Origin of the sequence: Lyngbya confervoides BDU141951, from assembly GCF_000817775.3 — a bacterium.
Lineage (GTDB): Bacteria > Cyanobacteriota > Cyanobacteriia > Thermosynechococcales > Thermosynechococcaceae > Lyngbya > Lyngbya confervoides.
In genome coordinates, this window is the sequence record NZ_JTHE03000106.1 from 1 (window position 1) to 22,172 (window position 22,172).

General features: G+C 54.8%; 18 protein-coding genes. 7 read left to right on the top strand and 11 right to left on the bottom strand.

Annotated features, from left to right (window positions below):
- The first annotated feature begins 83 nt into the window (after nucleotides 1–83).
- A complete protein-coding gene (locus QQ91_RS18750; RefSeq protein WP_166277297.1) occupies nucleotides 84–1,772 on the top strand; it encodes an NACHT domain-containing protein in 1,689 nt (562 codons plus the stop codon).
- Nucleotides 1,773–2,566: 794 nt separating this feature from the next.
- On the opposite strand, the gene QQ91_RS18755 is transcribed toward QQ91_RS18750, so the two are convergent.
- Complete coding sequence (locus QQ91_RS18755; RefSeq protein ID WP_166277300.1) at nucleotides 2,567–3,880, bottom strand: YegS/Rv2252/BmrU family lipid kinase; 1,314 nt, start codon at nucleotides 3,878–3,880, stop codon at nucleotides 2,567–2,569.
- Nucleotides 3,865–5,565: a mechanosensitive ion channel family protein gene (locus QQ91_RS18760; RefSeq protein ID WP_201277195.1), complete on the bottom strand. Its 1,701-nt coding sequence runs from the start codon at nucleotides 5,563–5,565 to the stop codon at nucleotides 3,865–3,867. The genes QQ91_RS18755 and QQ91_RS18760 overlap by 16 nt, the downstream gene beginning before the upstream one ends.
- Before the next feature lie 265 nt (nucleotides 5,566–5,830).
- Between QQ91_RS18760 and QQ91_RS18765 the strand changes: the two genes are divergently transcribed.
- Nucleotides 5,831–6,295: a nucleoside deaminase gene (locus tag QQ91_RS18765; protein WP_166277306.1), complete on the top strand. Its 465-nt coding sequence runs from the start codon at nucleotides 5,831–5,833 to the stop codon at nucleotides 6,293–6,295.
- A 51-nt stretch (nucleotides 6,296–6,346) separates the two neighbouring features.
- On the opposite strand, the gene QQ91_RS18770 is transcribed toward QQ91_RS18765, so the two are convergent.
- Both QQ91_RS18770 and QQ91_RS18775 read right to left on the bottom strand, forming a co-directional pair.
- Entirely contained in the window at nucleotides 6,347–6,973 is a 627-nt protein-coding gene (locus QQ91_RS18770; protein ID WP_166277309.1) for a histidine phosphatase family protein, read from the bottom strand.
- Between the two features lie 224 nt (nucleotides 6,974–7,197).
- Nucleotides 7,198–7,920 carry a sulfite exporter TauE/SafE family protein gene (locus QQ91_RS18775; protein WP_166277311.1) on the bottom strand — a complete coding sequence of 241 codons (723 nt, stop codon included), beginning with the start codon at nucleotides 7,918–7,920 and terminating at the stop codon, nucleotides 7,198–7,200.
- Nucleotides 7,921–8,088: 168 nt separating this feature from the next.
- Between QQ91_RS18775 and QQ91_RS18780 the strand changes: the two genes are divergently transcribed.
- Both QQ91_RS18780 and QQ91_RS18785 read left to right on the top strand, forming a co-directional pair.
- On the top strand, nucleotides 8,089–9,252 hold the full coding sequence (locus QQ91_RS18780; RefSeq protein WP_166277314.1) for a cysteine desulfurase family protein: 1,164 nt from the start codon (nucleotides 8,089–8,091) through the stop codon (nucleotides 9,250–9,252).
- Nucleotides 9,253–9,536: 284 nt separating this feature from the next.
- Nucleotides 9,537–10,085, top strand: coding sequence for a pentapeptide repeat-containing protein (locus QQ91_RS18785; protein WP_166277317.1), 549 nt, complete (start codon nucleotides 9,537–9,539; stop codon nucleotides 10,083–10,085).
- A 148-nt stretch (nucleotides 10,086–10,233) separates the two neighbouring features.
- Here QQ91_RS18785 and QQ91_RS18790 read toward each other — a convergent pair whose 3' ends face one another.
- The 4 genes from QQ91_RS18790 to QQ91_RS18805 form a co-directional block, all read right to left on the bottom strand.
- Nucleotides 10,234–11,358: an alkene reductase gene (locus QQ91_RS18790; protein ID WP_166277320.1), complete on the bottom strand. Its 1,125-nt coding sequence runs from the start codon at nucleotides 11,356–11,358 to the stop codon at nucleotides 10,234–10,236.
- 69 nt (nucleotides 11,359–11,427) lie between these two features.
- On the bottom strand, nucleotides 11,428–11,628 hold the full coding sequence (locus QQ91_RS18795) for an acetyltransferase (protein WP_236095963.1): 201 nt from the start codon (nucleotides 11,626–11,628) through the stop codon (nucleotides 11,428–11,430).
- A 260-nt stretch (nucleotides 11,629–11,888) separates the two neighbouring features.
- Nucleotides 11,889–13,949 carry a cation:proton antiporter domain-containing protein gene (locus QQ91_RS18800; protein WP_166277326.1) on the bottom strand — a complete coding sequence of 687 codons (2,061 nt, stop codon included), beginning with the start codon at nucleotides 13,947–13,949 and terminating at the stop codon, nucleotides 11,889–11,891.
- Between the two features lie 627 nt (nucleotides 13,950–14,576).
- Nucleotides 14,577–17,054 (bottom strand): U32 family peptidase, encoded by a 2,478-nt coding sequence (locus QQ91_RS18805; protein WP_166277329.1) that lies wholly within the window; start codon nucleotides 17,052–17,054, stop codon nucleotides 14,577–14,579.
- Nucleotides 17,055–17,251: 197 nt separating this feature from the next.
- Between QQ91_RS18805 and QQ91_RS18810 the strand changes: the two genes are divergently transcribed.
- Complete coding sequence (locus tag QQ91_RS18810; RefSeq protein ID WP_201277196.1) at nucleotides 17,252–17,491, top strand: hypothetical protein; 240 nt, start codon at nucleotides 17,252–17,254, stop codon at nucleotides 17,489–17,491.
- A 149-nt stretch (nucleotides 17,492–17,640) separates the two neighbouring features.
- Here the strand turns inward: QQ91_RS18810 and QQ91_RS18815 are convergent, their stop codons facing one another.
- Both QQ91_RS18815 and QQ91_RS18820 read right to left on the bottom strand, forming a co-directional pair.
- Nucleotides 17,641–18,033 (bottom strand): hypothetical protein, encoded by a 393-nt coding sequence (locus tag QQ91_RS18815; protein ID WP_166277335.1) that lies wholly within the window; start codon nucleotides 18,031–18,033, stop codon nucleotides 17,641–17,643.
- 230 nt (nucleotides 18,034–18,263) lie between these two features.
- A complete protein-coding gene (locus QQ91_RS18820) occupies nucleotides 18,264–18,914 on the bottom strand; it encodes a J domain-containing protein (RefSeq protein WP_166277338.1) in 651 nt (216 codons plus the stop codon).
- A gap of 110 nt (nucleotides 18,915–19,024) precedes the next feature.
- Here QQ91_RS18820 and QQ91_RS18825 point away from each other — a divergent pair, with 110 nt between their 5' ends.
- A complete protein-coding gene (locus QQ91_RS18825; protein ID WP_166277341.1) occupies nucleotides 19,025–19,681 on the top strand; it encodes a DUF8619 family protein in 657 nt (218 codons plus the stop codon).
- Nucleotides 19,682–19,776: 95 nt separating this feature from the next.
- Here the strand turns inward: QQ91_RS18825 and QQ91_RS18830 are convergent, their stop codons facing one another.
- Entirely contained in the window at nucleotides 19,777–20,787 is a 1,011-nt protein-coding gene (locus tag QQ91_RS18830) for a lysophospholipid acyltransferase family protein (RefSeq protein WP_236095965.1), read from the bottom strand.
- 77 nt (nucleotides 20,788–20,864) lie between these two features.
- On the opposite strand from QQ91_RS18830, the gene QQ91_RS18835 reads away from it, so the two are divergent.
- Nucleotides 20,865–21,953, top strand: a complete 1,089-nt coding sequence (locus tag QQ91_RS18835; protein ID WP_166277344.1) for a class I SAM-dependent methyltransferase — start codon at nucleotides 20,865–20,867, stop codon at nucleotides 21,951–21,953.
- The last annotated feature ends 219 nt before the right edge of the window (nucleotides 21,954–22,172 follow it).

Genomic DNA, 22,172 nt, shown 5'->3' on the forward strand with positions numbered 1-22,172 from the left:
AGATTTGGGACGTTGGTTCGTCACCATTCCCTACCAAACAGCTTAATTGTGGGCTACTTTATTGATTGGAAGTCCCTAAGCGAGTGAATCAAATCATTCAGCAATTTACCAATGACTACAGCCAAAATACAATTGTGATCACTTGTCGCATTGCGGCAAAGGAATACACCTTTCAAGGGTTTAGAGTCGTTGAAGTCGCAGATTTTGATGAACCACAGATTCGAATCTTTGTTGAAAAGTGGTTTCAGGTCAAGCAGAAGCCGCAAGAGATTGCACGGTCTTTTTTTGCAAAGCTGGAGGAGAGTCAACCTGTCAAAGAGTTGGCAAATAGTCCTTTATTATTGACTTTGCTCTGCCTGATCTTTGAGGAGAAAGGAAAATTTCCAAGCAATCGCTCTGATCTATATGCCGAAGCAGTAGATTTACTCCTGAAGAAATGGGACAACAGCCGAGAAAAGGAACGAGACGAAATCTACAGGGGACTCTCTTCAAAACGGCGACAAGACCTGTTAGGAAAGCTGGCGCTAGAAACCTTTCGGAATGAGCGCTACTTTTTTAAGCGGCAAGAGGCAGAGGAGATTATCACAGACTCCATTGTCAACCTATCAGGGATAGATCCCAAGCCAGATAAACGTGATGTAGACAGCGCAACGGTACTGCGGTCGATTCAGGCACAGCACGGGCTACTGGTTGAGCGTTCGGTGAATGTCTATTCCTATTCCCATTTGATATTTCACGAATACTTTACGGCTTACGAAATTATCGAGTCTCATCAATATGGAGTTATCGCGACGAATATCTTTCAATCTCGCTGGCATGAAGTTTTTCGACTAGCAGTAGAGATGCTCCTCTCACGAAGGGAAGAACTTGATCCGTTCCTATTGCTCGTCAAAGGTAGCCTAGAAAGAAAAATTGCTGGTAACGAGAATACCCAGACAATACTGCAATGGATTGCTCGACAGGCTGCTTGCTGTAAAAGTAGTTATAAAAAGGCAGCAATTAGAGCTTTTTACTTCTGGTTATCACAGCTAAAGAGCTCAAGATGCCGTACTTATGCACTCCAATTATCTTTGGGGATTGATGAATGCTTAAAAGAACAATTCTTGCCAAGTCACAGGGATTCTAAAAACTATAACCTCATGTTAGAATTATTGCTTAAGATCCTTTCAAATGGCTTTGGGAGCGAAACGTATAAAGCGTGTAACCTTGGGCAGATCCTTAATCTTGATCAAGCGTTATTTCTTTCCCAAAGAAACCTTTCTTTGCTGCGTTCTTCTTTATTTTGGCCTTTTGTCTGTCCTATCAACGCTTATCCTGACTACGATTTCGAAGTGATGCAAGATCTTCTATCAATCCGGGTTCGATTCGATAAGTTGGTCGATTCAATTGCTTATGCGATGGTTTGTGCGTCAGAATCTCAAGATCACGGCTTGCATACCATCCTTGAGCATTTGCAGAGAGAATTGCCTAAGATAGAAAATGATGACTATTTGGGATTCTTAGATTGGTGGACAGAGAATGGCGATCGCTGGACAGAACAACTCCAGGCAGCAATGATCCAACATCGCAACATCGGCCACGACTGGAACTTCACCGAAGCAGAGATCAAGCTACTAGAACAATATTTCAAAGCCAATCAGTTACTGGTGGACTGCCTCAACAGCGACTGTTCCGTCAGCCCCGAAGTCCGCCAGGAAATCGAAGATACACTACTCCTGCCGCAGAAGGAAATTAATCGCTACTATGCAGAACGCCAGCAGCGTAACGCCTAACTCAAACAGGCTGCACAGGCGGATTCAACCCCCTGAATCCAAGCAGCCAGGCGCTCAAAATCCAACAAATCTTCTCCAACTTTTCCAGCATCGGGAAAGAAAGCGGGAAAACTTGCATCTCCACCTCAGGCGAAATTTCCCCCAGCTTACGGCTCAAAAGCCGTCACACCAGAGCCTGCGCTCCTTCTAAGTTTCCTTTGGCGTCACCCCTGACTTCGCCGCCGCAACATCTGCACTCATGTTTTCCACAATGAACTGCAGGTCTTATCGAAGGACAGAGAGGATTGAACCGGATCAGGACTCTCAATAGCGATACACTGGGGTTTCAACAACGCAATCGGGTGCTTGACCACTCTCAAGGATTGGGTACAAGCGCTCCACTATAGCAGCCGCAAAAAACTGTTCTCTCCTGTCTCCGCATTTACCCGAGCGAGTACATCCTCCACCCAGTACCCTGGGTCATTGTGCTGAAGGGAATAGGTAACCCTTGCTTCAAAGAGAAACTCTGACCGATGACCGATGACGCTTCATGGGGGCGACCTTCTACTTCAGAGGAGGGAGAATCCGGTAAATTTATTGCACGCACCGACGTGATTCTCATGAAGGAGTCCTCCGGATGGCTGCACTGAAGATAGAGGGTTCGTTGATTTTGGGTCAGGCCATCGCTTAGAGTCGCTTTGAAAAGTCTCTTCAGCCCAGGAGAACAGGATCAGCTAAAAGAGGTTTCCCAGGTCGGAAAATATAGAAACCCAACAGAAATTCAGGTGTTTTTCCATTTCATGTGCTATTTGGGATCAAAGTATTGAATGATCATCGGCCTCTTGTTCTGGATCCATCTGCATAGATTGTGGAACCAGAACCGCCAGTCCTTGGGGAATACACTCAACCTCGATGGGTGTGGTTCCCAACATCTCGCCATCCACCACCACCTTTTGGGGGGGAGAGGTGGTCACCTTAACCCGTCGCGTTTGGAGGTTAATAATATCCTCTCGACTAGTGGGCGTCCTCAGAAGAGCTGCACCTACCAGATTGACCATGGCCCCTAGAGCTTCTAAATCCGACTGGGGCGCGGCGACGGTGATATCCAGCAGCCCGTCGGTGGCATTGACCGTTCCTCCCCCTTGCGCCATGACGGAGGTGGGAGGAGCCGCATTGGCGATGGTTACAGCTCCTGCATTGAACTGTTTGACAACCCCTTCAATTTCGATTTCTGTTTCAAACAGTTCCTGAGCATTAAACTGGCGAATGCCCTCCATGATGTAGGCCAGAGCGCCCCAGCGATCCTTGGCCTCCCGGTTTGCACGCTCGACCACCTCTGCCTCCAGGCCAATGCCTGCCAGCAAGATCATGGGCTGCCCGTTGCACCGCGCTACGTCCACCACTGCCGTTTTTCCCTCAACAATAATCCGACAGGCATTGCGAAGCTGCATAAAGCCCCCAGTAATACCCAGGGCTGCGGCAAAGGCATTGGCTGTGCCCCGAGGAATAATCCCCAAAGGAATCTGCGATCCCATGAGCGCCCCAGCCACGGCTGAAACGGTGCCATCGCCCCCCGCCGCAATCACCAAGTCGGCTTGGCTAGCGATCGCCGCCTGGACCAGTTCCGCTGGATGGGTATCGGGGCTGGTTTTGTGAACATGGAGCGTCATGGCTGACCCCAGCACCGATTGAATCAGCTTGAGATCGGCAACAGCATCACTTTGACCAGAGACGGGATTAAAAATGAGATGGGCCACCCGCGATCGCCGTAACTGGTCCAAGATCGCGGCAATGGTGCTGGGATTCAGACCCAAGGGCACGTCATACAGTACACACAGGCGCTGCAGCGTTTGCAGTTCACTCTGCTGCCCCAGGGTCTCCGGGTCAGCCAGATAGAGCACTGCCACCACTTCTTGCTGGGCTACTCGGGCAGCAATTTGAGTAATGCCGCCGCGATGCAGAGCTAGTAGCGCCTGGGGAGCCAGGGTTGTGGTGCGCGCAATTTCCTGAGCCGTCGCCTCGGGGGCAATGAGAGGATAGCGACAGAGCACCGACTGGTGCGCTTGAACAATTTGCCTTAGCTGTTCCTGCTGCCCATCCTGGGCAATGATTGCTACTTGTGTGGCCATGACCGATGCTCCAGATGATTCTCAAACCAGATTGACCGCTGCGGAAAGGGAATGGAGATTCCCACCTTGTCAAAGGCATACTTGAGCCGCCGCCGGAACTCTCGGCTTACGTCCCACTGCCGCAAGGGAGAGGTTTTAATCCAAAGGCGAATTGTAACGCTATTTTCCCCGAATGCATCCACACCGAGCACCTGCGGCGGTTCTAAAATATCCTCTTGCCATTGTGGGTCGCGGGTCATCTCCGTTGCCGTAGCGCGAATGACCTCAATGGCCTGGTCCAGATCTGTGTGGTAGGCAATTTCAATCCCCAGATTGGCCCGCGACCACTGGTTAGAGTGGTTTTTGACCATTTCAATGCTGCCATTGGGCAGGGTAATGAGATCACCGTCCTGGCTGCGAAGCTGGGTAATTCTTAGGTTCATCGTTTCTACGGCTCCGCTCACCTGATTAATGGTGACCACGTCTCCCACCCCAAATTGATCTTCCCAAATTAAAAATAATCCATTCAGGACATCCTTAATCAAATTCTGAGATCCAAAGGAAATGGCTAACCCCAAGATGCCAGCCCCGGCCAGCACCGGGCCAAGATCCAGACCAAATAGCGTGAGCATCAGGAGAATCCCCCCCAGGGTTAGCCCAAACACACAAATGCTCTTGACGTAGCCGGAGAGCGTTTGCAGGCGCAGTAAACTGCGAACGGGGCGATGATGGGAAAGCTGCTGCCCCGCCTGGATCAACCCAAAGGCATAGTCCGTGGCCAGAAAGCTGAGCCGAATCAACAGGTAAGTGCCAAATAGACTCAGCACCACGGCGAGGGCCTTTTGTAAGATGCGTGCCAGAACGTAGGACTGAAACCAGCGGGTTTGGGGAAAAAAGGAAAGAATTAAGGCGATCGCCCCAAACCACAAACAGAGGAGGCTGATCTGAAGCAGCTTGCTGCCAATATCGTAGCGGAAGCGAATCCGGTTTTTGCGATCTTCAAACGCTTGCTGCGCCTGTGCTTGAGCAATGGCCTCCTCCCGTTCCGTTGGGGACAGATTCGCCGCGATTTCTGTCTGTGTAAGGGCCACTTGCTCCAATTGATCGAGGACTGCCTGACGATGCTGCCGCAGGCGGTGCTGACCGATCCGTAGCCCCAGGGTCATCAAAATCATCGCGACGACGATGGCCAGAGACTGCACAAGATGCCGTTGAACATAGGCTGGCTGTCGCTGATCATAATAGCGATCGAGGGCAGTCTTCACTTCGTTCACAATGTACTGGGCATGCTCTTCAATGTTGGAGGTGCCATAGAGTTCTGCATCGGTGCGATTGACCGTCATAAGATACTGGCCGTTGACCCGAAGGATCTGAGGAACGGATTCCCCTTCCAGGCTTGAATCCACAGCGGTTGAAGTGATCCTGAGGTTGGCCGGATCGAGGTTTTTCTGAGCGATCGCCCTGAGTTGCCGACGCACGTTCTTGGCCCGCTCTCGAATGGGGGAGATGCGCGATCGTGTGGTTTGATCCTCCGTGTCTAGGCGAGCGGCGGTAATGGAAAAGATCGGATAGCCATCTAAATAAATGGGGGCCACCTCCAGGTTCTCCAACTCTGGCACAGCGGGTTGCAGTGCCGGAGAGACTGGGGACTGCAAAAATGGTCGTTGCGCCAGACTGGGTCCCCCCAGGAACAGGAGGAGTCCCACCAGAAGGAGTCCGACCCGGACCCCAACGGCGACTCTGTACCGGGAGAAAGACAGGATGAACCTTCGAGAAATAATCGGGGATAATAACGGCATGCCTGTTGCGAAATGGATTGAGTGTCGCTGCCAAAAGTCGTTCCTATGTTAACGAACCGCCCCAGCAGAGGCCGCTTGACGCCCTTACGGAGGATGCCATGGTTATTGTTAAGCCTCTGAGGGACCCTTGCCTCCCCCAGGGCCGGCCAGCAAGTGATTGAAGGAGATCTCCATGGACTGGTTTATGCAAGCCGCGATCGCCGAGGCCCAAAAGGGTCAGCAGGGGGGCGGGATTCCCATTGGCTCGGTGCTGGTCAAAAATAACGCCATTATAGGCCGCGGCCATAATCAGAGGGTTCAGCAAAATAGCGCCATTCATCATGCAGAAATGAATGCCCTGGAATCCATCGGACGCCAGAGCGCCGCCTTTTACCGGGATGTCACTCTTTACACCACCCTCTCTCCTTGCAGTATGTGTACCGGCGCCATTCTGCTGTACAAAATCCCCCGCGTGGTCATCGGTGAAAACTACACCTTTCAAGGGGAAGAAGCCCTGCTTCAGCAGCGAGGCGTTCAGGTGGAGGTCCTCAATGACCCTGCCTGTATTCAGCTCATGGCTGCGTTTATCCAATCCAGTCCGCAGATCTGGTTTGAAGATATTGGCACCCTTGAGTCTGGATCCGAGCTACCAGGATAATCCAGACCTTGGCAACGATACAGTCTGGAGGAGACCGCCTTTTGCTAGGCTCTAAACCCGTAAATCTTCAGGTAAATGGGCACGATCGCCGAGGCGCTGCAGCATGGGGCCGTAAAGGTCAAACTTAATCACGCTGACGGAGCTGACGGGCATCTCAATGCGATCGCGGTAGCGGCCCAAGTCAAGGCCCAGCAAACTACAGAGCAAAATGCGAATTGTGGACTTGTGGGAAATCAGTAAAACATTGCCAGACTCGTGCCGATCTTCAATTTCGGCAATCACCAAGGAGGCCCGGCTGGCCACTTGGACGGCTGTTTCGCCCTCTGGCGGAGCATTCCAGGCTGGTTCGGTGAGCCAGCACACATACTCCTGCAGGTAGTCACGCTGGACCCGGTCTCGATTCTGGCCTTCCCACAGGCCAAAGTTCATCTCCTGAATTCCCTCACGCAGCTGGGGCTCTAATCCCGTGGCCTTACAAATGGGCTGAGCCGTTTGGCGGGTACGCAGTAAGGGACTCACGTAAATAGCGGCCCAGTTCATCCCCTGGTAAGCGTTCGCAAAGGCCTCTGCCATTTTTTCTCCTCGCTCCGTCAGGGCAGGGTCTGTGGTTCCACAAAAGGCATCATCTTGGCTGTGGGTCGTTTCGCCATGGCGCAGAAAGTACAGGTTTAAACTCATGGGAATTAACGTTGGGAACTAACGTGGGTATTGGAGTAGGAAGGGAACAGTCCTGGCCCCCCAGTCTCTTTGAGAGGCAGCGGCTTGGCCAGACTTTTTCAGGGTAATCTTGAATCTCACACTTGGACCAACATTCCCTGACTAGCCCTCCAGCACACTTCAATCCATTGAGGAGGAGCCCCCAGTGTTCAGGGCGCTCCACGGCGGCACTGGGGATCGGCGGCTTAGGATAGTGCGCGGATTAAAACGGTCATGGCTGCCGCCCCGGAGAGGCCCAGGATAAAGGGGCGAACGCTGGTTTTACTCATTCGCGCCGCCAGGGATCCAGAAAGGGCAAAGCCCAGGGCAATACCCGGCATCAGAACGCCAGCTAGCTTAATTTCCAGCCATCCGAACCGGCCCACCCTGGAGAGCACCAACAGCGACAAAAGGGATCCAACCCCAAAAAATCCCGCCAGCGTTCCGCGAAGCTGTAGCCCGTGGGATCGCTGGTACAGCAGGGCGATGGGAGGGCCGCCAATGCCTGAAATCGTGCCCATGAAGCCAGAGGCGGCCCCGGCAAGCACTGCTCGCGGGCGCGTAGGAGGGAGGGATCGCCCCCAGGCGCTCAGGGCCACCGCCACCAGGACTAAAACGGCAAAAATTAGATCAAAAATCCCTTGAGAGGCCACGGACAGCATAAGGGCCGCGGGAGCCATTCCCAACAATCGGCCCGAGAGGGCAAACTTGAGGCTGTGGAAATCGATGCCCTGGCGATCGCGGTAGCCCATCAGCACGGTTAAGAGAACCCCTGCGGTCATCAGAGGGGCAGGAACTAAGCGCGGATCAATGAGCAGGAGCAGGGGCGCAGCCACCAGTCCCAGGCCAAAGCCCACCGCAGACTGCACCGTTGCCCCAACGGTCACAATGGCAATTGCGAGGAGAACTTCGCTGGGGGAAAGGGGCACGGGTAGACAAAAGAAATCGCTCTTCCAGTTTAAGGGAATGTTCCTGGCCTGGGGGGAACGCAGGCACAAGAGACACCCTAAATGGTTCACAGGCCCAGGGCAGCCCCTAAAATTGAAAGGGTAGCCCCCTTTAGTCTTTCTCAGCTTGCTCCCTCTGCACCCAGGCCTATGCAAATCTACCTTGACTACAGCGCCACCACCCCTTGCCGACCCGAAGCCATGGCAAAAATGCAGGCGGTGTTGACCGACACCTGGGGAAATCCTGCCAGCCTACACCAATGGGGAGAACGGGCTGCCTGGGTGATGGAGGAAGCCAGGGAGCAGGTGGCCCGTCTGATCGGCGCGGACCCCACCCAGATTTTATTTACGTCGGGGGGAACTGAAGCCGATAACCTGGCAATTTATGGCATCACCGGTCGCTATGCCCAGCCTCAGCATCTGATTATTTCCAGCGTAGAACATTCGGCCATTGCAGCTCCGGCCCAGCAGCTCACGGCCCAGGGATGGGAGGTAACAACCCTGCCGGTGGATGCCCAGGGCCGGGTTCATCCCGAGGACTTGGTGCAATCGCTACGCCCCAACACGGTACTAATTTCCATAATCTATGGCCAAAGCGAAATTGGGACGGTGCAGCCCATTCAAGCCCTTGGATCAATTGCCCGCGATCGCCAGATCACGTTCCACACCGATGCAGTTCAAGCTGCCGGGCGCATTCCCCTTGACGTGCAGTCCCTGCCGGTGGATTTACTGTCCCTCTCTAGCCACAAACTCTACGGCCCCCAGGGGGCTGGTGCCCTCTATGTTCGTGCCGGCGTCAAGCTGCATCCCCCTCTGCAGGGCGGCGGACAGGAACAGGGACTGCGGCCAGGGACGCCATCATTGCCGACCCTGGCTGGCTTTGGTGTTGCGGCTCACTATGCTGCCCAAGAGCTGGTTCCGGAGCGCGATCGCCTCATTCAGCTCCGGGAGCGTCTGTTTGCAGCCCTAGCAGAGGTGCCAGATCTCTATCCCACCGGCGATCGCCAGGATCGTTTACCCCATCACCTTAGCTTTTGCCTAAAGCCACCTCAGGGAGATCCGCCCACAGGCCGTTACTTGGTCCGGCAAATGAACTTAGCCGGAATTGGGATAAGCGCAGGGTCTGCCTGTAATAGTGGTAAAACCCTGCCCAGTCGAGTTCTCAAAGCCTTGGGACTGCCCGATGCGATCGCTCGATCCGGAATTCGTCTCACCCTGGGCCGCGATACCACTGCCGCTGATATTGATTGGACGGCCCAGGTGTTGCGCCAGATCTTGGCTAGAGACGTTGCAGCACCAGGACCCGCCCGTTGATATCCACAGGCGCACACCCGCAGAGCGGACTATTACAATCGATGAACCCGATTCGTGGGAGCCGGGAAACTGGGCAATAATGATAGATGAAACTTAACGCCTAAACCCAGAAAAGCCGTTCAGGAGTGAGGCTTTGAACTCTGGTCAGCAGGGGCGGAGTTGCCCCTAGCGTTGAACCGTGGGATCAGACATCCCTCATTTTTAATCCTTATTCTTCACTCTGCCAAGCTTCGGCAGGGAGCAATGTGGCAGCAGGGGTTTCAACCAGCAGAGAGGCAAATATCGTGAATATTCAACAGGTTCTCCACGAATACAATCAGGGGTATCGAGACTTTTCAGAGATTTGGTTGCATGGGGCTGATCTCGGTCAGGCTAAGCTGAGTGGGATTGACCTGAGTTGCGCAGATCTCAGTGCGGCGGATCTGCGCGGCACTGATTTAAGCCGAGCCAATCTGAGCCGCGCTAACTTAACCGATGCCGACCTAAGCGGTGCGGATCTTAGCGGCGCCAACCTCAGCGATGTGAATCTCATTGGAGCCGATCTCACTGGAGCCTGTCTGGTGGGCGCCAATCTAGACCGCGCGGATCTGCGTTCGGCCACCCTTGAGAAAGCAGACTTGCAGGGATCTCATTTGTCCGAGGTGCTGTTGGGCGGAGCCAATCTGCGATCGGTCAACTTCCGCTGTGCCTGCATTGTGCAATCCAATCTAGAAGATGCAGACCTCGACGGCACCGATCTTTCCCTGGTGGATAGCTACGAGTCGGGAACTGCGGAAGGAACTTCCCACTGCTGGGTTTCCTGGGGCGCACATCCTGTCTCAATTCAGGCCTAGCCTGTTTTACCCTGGCACTGTCGCCCTGGTTCCATCACCGCACAACCATGCACAACCCTTTAGGTGTTGGAATGCCCAGCCATGTTGGGGCGGCGACCCACCTTTGCAGCGCGCAAGGGTCAAAAGGCATGGGACCTTTCCTGGGGATTTACGCTCGCTGGGCCACTGGGGAAGAGGCCTGGTAAATGGGAAAGTCCGTATAGCCTTCGGTTCCAAAGGAGTACCACAGGCTGGGGTCTGCGGTGGGGTTGAGCGGCCACTGATTGACAAACCGAGTGACCAAATCGGGATTGCTGATGTAGGGCCGACCAAAGGAAATGAGATCTGCCTCTGCAGACGCGATCGCCGCATCGGCAGACTGGCGATCATAGCCACAGTTGCCCATGAGCGTGCCCTTGTAGAGGGCGCGAATTTCAGCCAGAGTCATGGGATCTCCTAGATCGTGGAACCCAAAGTCCAAACCGTCCAGCACATGAAGATAGCCCAGATCGTAGGCATTGATCTGCTCAATGACGTAGGAAAAGGTTTCCCGATAGTCCGGTGAACCCATGTCGTTATAGCTACCATTGGGAGACAGGCGTACGCCAACCCGATCCGAGTCCCAAACCGTTAAGACCGATTCCACAATCTCTTGCAGAAACCGATAGCGATTTTCCACCGAGCCACCGTAGCGATCGCGGCGATGGTTAGTCTTAGACTGTAAAAACTCATCAATTAAATAACCATTGGCCCCGTGGATTTCAACCCCATCAAACCCTGCAGCCTTGGCCCGCGCCGCAGCCTGACGGTAGTCTTCCACCACCTGAGCGACTTCCTCGGTGTTCAGTGCCCTGGGAGTTTCGTAGGGCTGTTTGCCCTGGGGCGTATGGGCCTGGGATCCTTCGATGGGAATAGCAGAGGGGGCCACGGGGAGTTCCCCCCCGTGAAAACTGCTGTGGGAGGCCCGTCCGGTATGCCAGAGCTGCAAAAAAATAGGCGTGTTTTGCTCATGCACTGCTGCAACCACTCGCTTCCAGGCTTCGGTTTGCGCCGGAGTGTAAATGCCGGGGGTATGGGTCCACCCATTTGCCTGGGGAGAAATTGTGGTTCCTTCGGTAATGATTAACCCTGCGTCTGCCCGTTGGGCGTAGTAGCGAGCCATGAGCGCATTCGGAATTCGATCGGCCCCGGCTCGAGCCCGCGTCATGGGCGCCATGACGACCCGGTTGCTCAAGGAGAGAGTGTTCAGTGCTAGGGGGCTGAGCAGGTGGGGAACTGAACTCAATTCAGGCATGGGAATGAAAGCATCATAAACAACATGGAACTTAAACCTATGCCTGCGGGCAGCAGGCAACGGACGGTCTTAGGGTTGGCGGTAGTTGGCATCAGTCCAGCACTGGGGAAGGGCTTCACCCGAGGGAAAGGCTAGTCCCTGCTTCGGAAACCATCGTGGTGGCTGCTCCTCCTCTCCGGCTTGATGCTGTCCCTGCACCTGATCTCGAAGCGGGTTGAACAAGGCTTCAAGGTCCATGACTTTAACCAGGGTTGCGGATTCTTTTCTCATTAAGAACATGGTAGGGGGTTCCGAATAGCTTCGTGAAAATCTCTCCTGCTAGCCTAAGGCCTGGATCTGAGCATGGACTCTCCTCTCCGGTCCATTTCGGGGTCTGTCTTTGGATAGAGAGCAGCCATAGAGAGCAGCAGTTGCCCTTGCGGGCGGCACTCGCCACCATGGTGTTAGGTGACAATTACTGATTACTGACATAGGCCGGTCACGACAACTACCTAGGCCGCGTAGAATAGGGGGATCGGGTGACCCCTTGGCTAAGTTTCACCAAATAAAATCAAAGATCCTTTCAAGTTTGCCACCACTTGCGTGGCCACATCGCTTACCGCCAAGCCTCCCGCCGTGCGCCGACGTTGGGACCGTAAGATCACCAAGTCCGTTGTCTCGGCAGCTTCACAAATGCAGCGGGCTGGGTCTGGGCTGCAGAGGACCTGGACCTGGGGCTGTAATCCGATGGGCTCTGTTATCGCCAGAAGATGGGTGTGAAAATCTTGCCACATAGATTCGGGAGTGGTGGGTTCCACAATATGCAAAAGGGTCACTTGGCCTTGATTCACCTGGGCCAGGCCCTGGGCAAATTGGATTAAGTCTAAGGCCTGAGGCGTAATCCCCTTCAGGGGCACCAGGATATGCCGCATTTGCCTGGGTTCACGCAGCAGGCGCATCATCGCCACTGGAGAGTAGGCAGACCAAAAGACCCGCTCTGCCAAGCTTCCAAACAACCGCATTTGGAAACGATTTTGCTGGCCCCATCCCATTAGAATTAGGCTAGCCTGTTGTTCACGGGCCGCATGACAAATGCCCAGAGCCACGTCGTCGTCAATGCGCAGAACCGCTTGGGCAATGGCCTGAAACTCTTGACTCAGGGCGATCGCCTTATCCAGCAACTGTTGACTGACCTGCACAGAATGCGTTAGCAGGGCCGGACTGGTTTTAGAGTTAACGCGGGTAATTGAAAGGGGAATGACCTGTCCACCATGGTGGCGGGCAATGAGGGCCGCCATTTCAATGAGATAGCGCTCCGTGCGGGGGTTGCAGATGGGCACCACCACGCGAAAGGGAACCGTTGCTTCAGAACGAGTCCCCATGAGCAGCGGCGTTTCCGGCACGTTTGGGGTCTGGATCGGCTGGGCCTCCGCGGCTCTGGCCAGGGATCGCCCGTAGCGACTGGTCAGCACCGGGCCTAAAATAGAGGTCACCAGCATCATCACAATCACCACGTTAAAGACCGCATTGGAGAGCAGTCCTGCTTCTACGCCTACCACCGTGGCGGCTAAGGTTGCCGCCACCTGGGGGAGAGAGAGGGACCACATCACCATCATCTCGCGCCAGGAATAGCGATAGATCCATCGCACCGCAAAGGCCGCAAGGAACTTACTCCCAATCAGTCCACCCACAATGGCCAAGGTCAGCAAAAACTCGCGCGTCAAGGTGTTAGAAAAATCGGCCAATCGAATGAGCAGCCCCATATCCACAAAGAAAAAGGGGATAAACAGCGTACTGCCGACAAACACCACCTTCTCTTCCACGGGGCTGTGCTTGAGAACATCATTCACCGCCAAACCGGCTAAAAATGCGCCGATAATCTTGTCAATTTCAATGACCTGTGCCCCCACGGAGGCCAGGAACACCGCCAGCAGGACAAAAACAAATTGATTACTCTCATCCGTTCCAGTCCGGCGAAAATATTCCTTTCCGGCCCAGTCAAAGCCCACCAGAACCAGGGCCGCGTAAATGGCCAGCGCCACGAGTTGACCGAGTAATCGCAGCGGCGAGAACTCGCCAGACTGCACCGCGATGCAAACCGCCAGGACCAGCAGGGCGGCAATATCGGTGAAAATAGTAGCGCCAACGGTCACGGTCACCGCTTCGTTTCGCACGATGCCCAGTCGCGTCACAATGGGAAATCCCAAAAGGGTATGGGAGGCCAAAAGCGACCCAATCAAGATAGAGCTGTTCAGGCTAAAGCCAAAGCCCTGTCCCACCAGCGTGCCCACGAGCATTGGAATGAGAAAGGTGGCCACCCCAAAGCTTAAGGAGCGATTTTGGGTTTTGCGAAATTCTTGCAGATCAATCTCCAAGCCGGCCACAAACATCAGATAAACTTTGCCAATATCCGAGAGCAGCTTCATGGTCTCGGACTCGGCATTGAGGAGATTGAGTCCATCGGGGCCAAGCACAATGCCCGCAGCGAGAAGGCCGACTAGCCCTGGCAAGCGCAGTTTTTCAAATAGCGGAGGAACTGCCAGAATAACCAACAGCACCAGGGTAAAGGCAACCAAGGGGCTGTAGGGAATGAGCCTGAGAAGTGTTTCCATTGCAGCGAGCTAGCGTAACGCCACCCAATCAAAGCCTTGAGATTCTAAACCAAAATGAAGGCTTCTGATTGTATGTCGCCTGGACTGCTCTCCAGGCGCCCCGATTCCTGCCCAGGGGCCAGGCCAATCGGATCATTGCCGCCACTGCCTGAGTTGACGATCAGGGTTAGGAAACTGGGCAAAAAATATTGGGTCTAACCGAGGCGTCAGACCCAAAATGAAACGTGAAATCGCGAATTAAGTTTGCTCAGAAGTTGAAAGTAGATAGGAGAAGAAAATAACTAGAGGTTTACAGATCAAAGGGTTTTCAGCATGAGCGACACAGACTTACCTGGAACGGCCAGTCTAGAAGCTAACAATAAATCACCTCTCTATCTAAACAAAACGGGTTTGCCGACGTAAGATAAGCGGCCAATAGCCTGGAAAATCCTTTGAGCAGTTAGATCGGCCGGAGGCACAACACCTGATCTAGCTGGGGTTTGCATTGATTTACGGAATCAATTTGTGCCATGTCCCTAAAGTATCATGGGTAGAGGGTGAGACCCGTGATTGACACCAAAGTTTATTCATGTTGCCCTCTCGCAACATTCTCGCGACATTTAGTCACAATGGTAAGAGTGGTGACTCTTAACCTCGTCCTAAACTCCCGCGCGTGACTCCCAGTTGATTTTGAAGGTGCAGGGTTTTCCAAAGCTGGGTGCCCGTGATGTCCTGACGCAGCAGCTGTTGGTATAGGGCGATGGTCCGCTGCACCGTTTGGGGAGACTCCTGCAAAAACTCCAGGCGAAATTGCCTAGCTCCGGCGGCCAGAAGCGATTGAATGGACTCTGCGCCGGTTTGGGCGTTGCCGTTAAACAAGGTGTTGCGACAGCCAGCATCGGCCTGGAGAATGTGATCGACCCCCCTGCGATCGCGCAGCTTTACCTGGTGGGTTTCGCAGGGACGACCGCAGTCGCGGAAGTCTTTGCCTGAGGATAGAAAGGCACAAAAGACACAGTGTTCCATGTGGAACATCGGCATGTGCTGATGCAGCGTAATCTCGTACCAATCTGCCGGACTTTGACCGATCAGGTCTAGAAGCTGCTGAATGTTTAGATCATAGGAGGCCGTTAACCGCTCTAGCCGGAAGTGATCCATGAAATAGGCTGCGGTGATGGGATGGGTCACATTCAGGGAAAAATCGCCCCTGCAGCGCTGATCGCTAAAAAAGCGAAGCTGGTCGTAGTTCCGGACTAGATATCCGTCGGCTTGGCTGCGCTTGACTTGATCTAATATCCAGGTTTCTCGGGGCTTGGTGATGCGCGGGGGGGCCACCCAGATTTCGGCAGGGGCGGAGTTGTCCCTGACCTGCTGCACCGCTTGCCGGTAGGTGCGGGGATCTTCCAGTTCGCACAATAAAACCTGTATGCCACTAGCCAGGGCGGCTTCCAACTGGGGGAGCGATCGCACCAAGACCACCAGTTCTGGAGCCTGGGCCGGATCGGGTCCAGTGGCCTGGGGCATCAGATCGCGGGATCGAGCCTGGGGGTGCTGCTGCCAGCACAGCGCCTGGGATCGCACGGCTTCGAGTCTGTGCACCAGATCCCGTCGCATCCGGTTCAGCTCACTCACCGGGAGGATGCAGGCTTCCGAGATCTGGCAGTGCAACCGGCGAAGTTCAAAGGGCGTATTCCCCAATCGGCCCCATTGCTGGGCCAGCCGATCTGGGGTCAGGGGCTGATGCGTTGCCGCCACCAGGGGCATCTGGGAGCAGACCTGCACGCAGTGGCCCTGATCGTCGCGCGCCACGGCCCGCAGGGGTTCTCCCACCTGTCCATAGGCTTCCAGAGAGAGGGGCCGCCGGAACTGGGGGCGATCGCCTTTATAGGTTTGACGCACCTGTTTATCCAGCTCCGGGTCGTTGGTTTTCCACAGCTTGTCCCCAGGGCGAATCCGCTGCAGGTTGAGGGCCTGGGGACCCAGGGTAATGGTGGCCTGCGACCCCTGCTGCTCGATGGTGTAAATCCGTCCGCCTTCCTCCGCTTCGGCCGGATTTCCACGGTCGAAGACTACGCCATCTCCTGGTTTCAGGGGGGCTTCCAGACGAAGGGTAATGCGATGCTGATGGCGGTCAATCACTTCCCCCACATAGACACCCCGCTTTTTCCCAAAGCGGCCATGCACCAGTGTCTGGTTGTCTATTCCACGCAACCATCCGGTGTATAGCCCCCGAGAAAAGGCCATCTCTAGGCGATAGCGATGGTCGGGCGTCGGATGATAGCACCTTTCCTGAAGGATTTGGTCCAGGGCCTGCCGATAGATGCGTGTAACGTTGGCCACATATTCCGCGCTCTTGAGACGACCTTCAATTTTCAGACAGCTCACGCCAGTTTGGACTAGCTCTGGCAAAACCTCCAGACCGGCTAAGTCTTGAGGACTCAAAAGATAGCGGCGATCGCCTAGATCAACCTCCTTGCCATCTACCACAAGTGCATAGGGGACGCGGCAGGCCTGGGCACATTCTCCCCGATTGGCTGAACGCCCCCCCAGGGCCTCACTGGTGAGACATTGCCCTGAATAGGCAACGCAGAGCGCCCCGTGAACGAAAACCTCCAGAGGTATGGTTATGGGGATTGCCCTGAGCTGGGCCTGAATTTTTTCAATATCCTTTAGGGAAGATTCTCGCGCCAGCACTACGCGCTCACAACCCAAATCTGCGGCAAATTCAACGCCCGCAGCACTGGTCACCGTCATCTGAGTGGAAGCATGAATGGGAAAGTCGGGAGAAAGATGGCGAATCAGGCGGCATAGTCCCACGTCCTGCACAATAGCCGCATCGACGCCTGCGGCAATGATATGGCGCAAGTAGGTTTCCACAGCCGGGAGCTCTGCGGTGAAGATTAGGGTATTCAAGGTGAGGTACCCCTTCACACCGCGTCGGTGCAGAAAGGTCATCAGCGCAGGCAGGTCAGATTCGGTGAAGTTTTGGGCACGCATGCGGGCATTAAACTGGTCCAGGCCGAAATAAACCGCATCGGCCCCATTCTCAACCGCAGCTTTAACGCAGTCCCAATCCCCAGCAGGGGCTAAAAGCTCAGGACCGGGGGAGAGTTGAGGGTCAGGCATCTGTTCAAGAGGATCTGTTCAAGAGTAGTGTGGCTTAAGGAACAGTATGGCTCAAGATTCCTCTGACCATTCGAATCAAGACTGAAGCGAGAGACGGAGATGGAGAACTCCACCCCCTTCACGCCTTGTAAGGGAGGCTCTGGTGCTCTCCCAAGGCAAGCATTACGGGTAAATCGCTTGATGCTTGGGCCGATGATGTGCGGTCCTGTCCTGTGGAGATCCGAGGGGAGGAGGTGTGGGTGAATCTGACGCCGCAAACGGACCCCAAAGCGCACCAGGCCCAGCGCCTTCAGGATGGTTTGGAGCAGAACATTTCCCTGGTGATTGCCAAGGCGGCCATTGCCTTGGTTGAGATGGGGGTCACGACCTCAGACATTTTTCAAGTGGGTCTGGACTTTGGCTGCCGCTACGGCAAAATAGCCTGCAAGGGCGATTAAACTCGTACCATTCAACTCGTAACGGGATACCCCCTGGCTGTAAAGGGTCTCAAAAAAAGCCCCCCAATCGGGAGGCTCATTTCAACTCATCAATGGCGAATCATCAATGGCGAAAAAGCGGATAACTAAACCGCACATGACCGAACAGCTTACGACTTGACAGTTTTTGCCATGTCCAAAAACGGCTTCATGTTGGCACCGGGCTGACGACGGGGACCAAACTTAGGAATGTCTAAGGGCTCAATGGTGGCCACCTGGGGCTTTGGCATGTTGAGCACTTCTGCAACGGAAATGGCCGCTGGCGCGGCGGCAGGTTCGGCGGCGGCCTCAGATTCCGGGGCAGCAGCAGCATTGGGCTGAGTCTCCGGGGCTTTTTTCTTCGCCGCTTTAGGCTTCGGTGCGGGAGCCGAAGAACCGTTCTCTTCAATCTCCAGGTAAAACCCGTTTTTCCGGTTCTTCTTGCTCAATAACTTGGGAATTCCCCCGAGTAGCTTACCCAGCAAAGCAAAAATTGCCCCAAACAATTTTGTAATAGCAGACATTTAATATCTCCTGGACTGTGCGTGCGATCGCAATGGCCGGGGATAACCGCCTCAACCTGTCGCCGTTGGTGGAGTTCAACGGTAAAGCTTGAGTAAATTAAATGATCCCCATGATTCGAAATGTAAACTTATCCTACCAAAAGACGGTCATCCGACCGATGTCGCCCACGCTTCCGTTGCAATCCTCAACATATTGCATCCGCCGCATTTCCCTGATCCCAGGGCTTGGGCTAGACCGCCATGCGAATGGCGTTGAGATCTTGCTCAATTTCTGAGAGCAGAGATTTATTGCCCGGATCGGTTTGCATGGCCTTGCGCAGGTAGGCGCGGGCCTGATTGTATTTTCGTTCGGTGATCAACTGCCGTCCCCATCGCTGATAGATGATGGCCTGCCACTGGCGAATTTCGGGATCTTGAGGCAGCTTTTGATTGAGGGCTTCAATCAGGGCGATCGCTCTGGGATAGCGCTTAGTTTTCACGAGCTGCCGCAGTTGTTCATAGGCCTGTAGCTTAATCCGATAGGCCGGGTCGGGATGGGGAACTGCTGAGGCGGAGGACGCTGAGGCAGAGCGGGGGCCGGGAGCCCTTCTGGGGTGAGTGGGTTGAGGCGATGGCCCCGGGGAGGAGACGCTGGCAGCAGTCCGGGGGGGAGGGGCCTTGCTCACAGGCATCCCATGGGACGGCACCATGGGCTGGGGGGTGACCTTCAGGAGCACTTTATAGGCCTCGGTGACGCGAATGAACATGTCATGGGCCTGCTGGTTATCAGGATTCACGTCAGGATGCCACTGGCGCGCGAGTCGGCGGTAGGAGGTTTTAATCTCCTGGGCCGAGGCAACAGACGTTAAGCCTAAAATTCGATAACAGTCCGCAATATCCATGCAGGGCGAACACCTTCCTCGTCGTAAACCTATAATTGGCAACTGGGACTGCTAAGTTAACAATGCCCCATAGCCTAATTGATTCTTGCATAGATTTTTCCGATTCCCCAATGCTGGTTCCCATTACCCGGTCTAAATTTGAACAGCTCATGCCGCTGACGGCGACGGGGGCGCAATATCAGTTTTACTGGGGCAAGACTCAAGATCTGCTCCGCCGCTGCTTAATTTCCCTAGCGGTTCTGGTGGTGGTTTTTATCCTCACCGCGGTGATTGGAGAGGGCCTGCGCCTACTATTGGGTCTGGTGGCCGGTCTGTACTGGCTCTGGGCACCCGTGCTCTGGGCAACCCTGCGCAATCGTAAAATTCGCCAGTACCCCTACAGTGGATTCTGGCAGGGTCGAGTTTACGATGTCTTCATCAGCGAGGATTTAATCGGTACCGAAGAATCGGTGAACCAGGCGGGGCAGCTGGTCATTGTTGAAAACCGCGAGCGGCGCATTAACTTAGAGCTAGAGGATCGCATGGGCACTGTCATTCAGGTTCAGGCACCTCTGCAGCGAAATCATCGTCCGATTCGCCCAGGCGATCGCGCCGAGTTGCTCATTCTCTCTCGCAGCCCCGATCTCAGTCCCATTGAGCAGGTTTCAGATGTCTATATTCCGAACCATGATGTTTGGGTCAGTGACTATCCCTACCTGCAGCGGCAAAGCTTTGAACAGGTGAGTCGTGAATTAGCCTACGAGCACCGTCGCCGTCGCCGTCGCTAGAGTGGGGCCACTGCGATCGCCCCTTGGTTGGTCGCTGATTGGTCGCGCCTTTTTGGGCTAGATTTTTGAGATCTGGTAGATCTTGGCGCGCATCTTTAAGATCTTGCTGATCGTTGAGGTGTCCGATGAATTTGGACTAGATCATTGAGTTCGGCCTGCATGTGCTGGTGCACCTGGTCATAGCACCGGTAGACATAGTCTTCATCCCGCGCTGCTGCGGGTCCCTGACGCTCAAACATCAGGGGAGCACCAATCCGAATATGAATTGGACCGGGAAAGGGAATATTGGGCACCGGCCCAAACCCTAAACCAAAGGGCCATCCCACATAGAGGGGCCAGACCTCCGGATCGATACCCAATAGCCAGGGCATCCCCCGCTGGTGCAGTTTCTGCAGTTGGGGATAGAGATCGGCAATCACGCGCAGCGTGGCATGGGCCCCCCAGGAAATCAAGGGGACAATAGGCACCCGCTCACGCAAGGCCAGCTTGATGAAGGCGGTATTGCCGTTTAAATAAATTTGATGCCGAAGCCGGTAGGGCCGGAAAACATCTCGGGCTCCTCCTGGATAAACCAGCACCGCTGCCTGGGCCTGAAGGGCCGCAATGGCCAGGCGTGGCGTTGCTCGAAGTGCTCCAGCTTGGGCGGCCAGCCTGGCCAAGGGAGGATAGGCCACCCACATTTTCGGATTCATCAATCCGTAGGCAAGACTCTCGGGGCCACAGCGGCGAAACCAACCCAGCATGAACAGGAACATATCGGGGGCAGCCAGTCCACCATTGTGAGACCCCACCACCAGATAGGGAGGCTGGGGAAGATAGTCCCAGCCCTCCATTGTGACTTGAAAGTAGTGATCATGAAACCATTGCCAGAGGGGCAAAAACCCTTCGATCACGGTTGGGTCGCGATCGCTCAGGCGCGTCCCATCCCACCGATCCTCGGGGCAGTGAATGGCAGACTGAAACAGCTGTCGAGGCCGCTTCAGAGAGGATTGCAGCGAGGACCAAGGCAGTGAGAGGGCGGACTGGATCATCAGGCTAAAGAGTCCTTGGGGAATATCCCGCGAGAAATGGAGGCAAGGGCAAGGGCCAGCCTGCTGCACCATCATCCCACAGGACTCAAGCCCACTGACTTGCCTTAATTTGTGCTACCTTGCTCACAAGGTAAAGTTTTGTGACGATATCCATGACCCTGGTTTCAAACGCCCTCCAGCAGTTTCCCCTGCTTGAAGCATGGGTAAACCAGTCCTATCGCGGCTTGCAGTGGAGCAAGGGATATTTCAGCCTGCTCCATCGCACCGTAGCCGGACGCATTGAAGAACTGCTCTATCCATCCTTCCCCACGGAACCCCTGCATCCAGACCTGCTGCGCCAGCTTCAACAGCGGGTTGAGGATCTGCTCGATCAAGATTGGCAGGATGCCAAGGCCGGGGTGTATCCCGTGGATCTCCTATTTGAGGAAGCCTGGGACGAGTTCTTCCAGTCCTATCCTCGTCTTTGGGCCGATCTCCCGCGCGCCTGGCAACGCGCCCACGGGCAGCGAGGGCAGGACTTTGATCCAGAAATTGACCTCACGGATTATCCCCCCTACTATCTGCAAAATTTTCACTACCAAACCAACGGCTATCTCAGCGATGAATCGGCCCAGCTGTACGACCATCAGGTGGAGTTGCTCTTTGGGGGGAAAGCCGATGCCATGCGACGACGAATTCTATCTCCCCTGAAACAGGGCCTGCAGCAGGCCTTTCCAGACCTATCCCCTCGTCAAGTGCGGATTCTAGATGTGGGATGCGGCACCGGCCAAACCCTGAAGCAGCTCAGGGCCTGTTTTCCCGAGGCCCAGCTCCATGGCGTTGATCTCTCCATGGCCTATTTGCGTAAGGCCAATCAGCGGTTGTCCCACCAGTCCCAAACGCTACCCCAGCTCATCGCGGCCAATGCCGAACAGATGCCCTTTGCCCCGTCCACCTTTCAGGGACTGAGCGTGGTGTTTGTCTTCCACGAGCTACCGGGGCCAGCTCGTCAGGCTGTGCTTGCGGAGTGCCACCGGGTGTTACAGCCCGGAGGAACCCTGGTGATTTGCGATTCCATTCAAGAGCAGGACTCACCGGACTTTTTGCCCATGATGCTCAACTTTGCGACCCGGTTTCATGAGCCCTACTACCGGCACTATGTTCAGGATGACCTCACAGCCCGGATCACCCAGGCTGGGTTTACCGTGATCGAGACCTCCGTACACTTTCTGAGCAAGTTCATCGTGGCCCAGCGGTTATGAAATATTTACGCAATCTTAGGGTGAGCTTAAGATTAATCCCCCAACAGGCCTGGGCCGATGACCTAAAATGGGGGTGATTGTGGTCCGCTTCCGGATCGCTGTAGTTTGGGGCCATTCATGCCCCCAACTGAGTGATTAGGGGAATTTTTTCCAGACTGCTAGGCCGCAATGCCCATGCATATTCCGCTATTTCACGGGCGCTGTTCGAGGAGCAGGGGC

Bases quoted from the DNA above. Each gene is read 5' to 3' on its own strand.
- QQ91_RS18755 (WP_166277300.1), bottom strand. From the start codon at position 3,880: ATGGCCACACAAGTAGCAATCATTGCCCAGGATGGGCAGCAGGAACAG.
- QQ91_RS18765 (WP_166277306.1), top strand. From the start codon at position 5,831: ATGGACTGGTTTATGCAAGCCGCGATCGCCGAGGCCCAAAAGGGTCAG.
- QQ91_RS18770 (WP_166277309.1), bottom strand. From the start codon at position 6,973: ATGAGTTTAAACCTGTACTTTCTGCGCCATGGCGAAACGACCCACAGC.
- QQ91_RS18780 (WP_166277314.1), top strand. From the start codon at position 8,089: ATGCAAATCTACCTTGACTACAGCGCCACCACCCCTTGCCGACCCGAA.
- QQ91_RS18790 (WP_166277320.1), bottom strand. From the start codon at position 11,358: ATGCCTGAATTGAGTTCAGTTCCCCACCTGCTCAGCCCCCTAGCACTG.
- QQ91_RS18795 (WP_236095963.1), bottom strand. From the start codon at position 11,628: ATGAGAAAAGAATCCGCAACCCTGGTTAAAGTCATGGACCTTGAAGCC.
- QQ91_RS18800 (WP_166277326.1), bottom strand. From the start codon at position 13,949: ATGGAAACACTTCTCAGGCTCATTCCCTACAGCCCCTTGGTTGCCTTT.
- QQ91_RS18805 (WP_166277329.1), bottom strand. From the start codon at position 17,054: ATGCCTGACCCTCAACTCTCCCCCGGTCCTGAGCTTTTAGCCCCTGCT.
- QQ91_RS18815 (WP_166277335.1), bottom strand. From the start codon at position 18,033: ATGTCTGCTATTACAAAATTGTTTGGGGCAATTTTTGCTTTGCTGGGT.
- QQ91_RS18820 (WP_166277338.1), bottom strand. From the start codon at position 18,914: ATGGATATTGCGGACTGTTATCGAATTTTAGGCTTAACGTCTGTTGCC.
- QQ91_RS18825 (WP_166277341.1), top strand. From the start codon at position 19,025: ATGCTGGTTCCCATTACCCGGTCTAAATTTGAACAGCTCATGCCGCTG.
- QQ91_RS18830 (WP_236095965.1), bottom strand. From the start codon at position 20,787: ATGATGGTGCAGCAGGCTGGCCCTTGCCCTTGCCTCCATTTCTCGCGG.
- QQ91_RS18835 (WP_166277344.1), top strand. From the start codon at position 20,865: ATGACCCTGGTTTCAAACGCCCTCCAGCAGTTTCCCCTGCTTGAAGCA.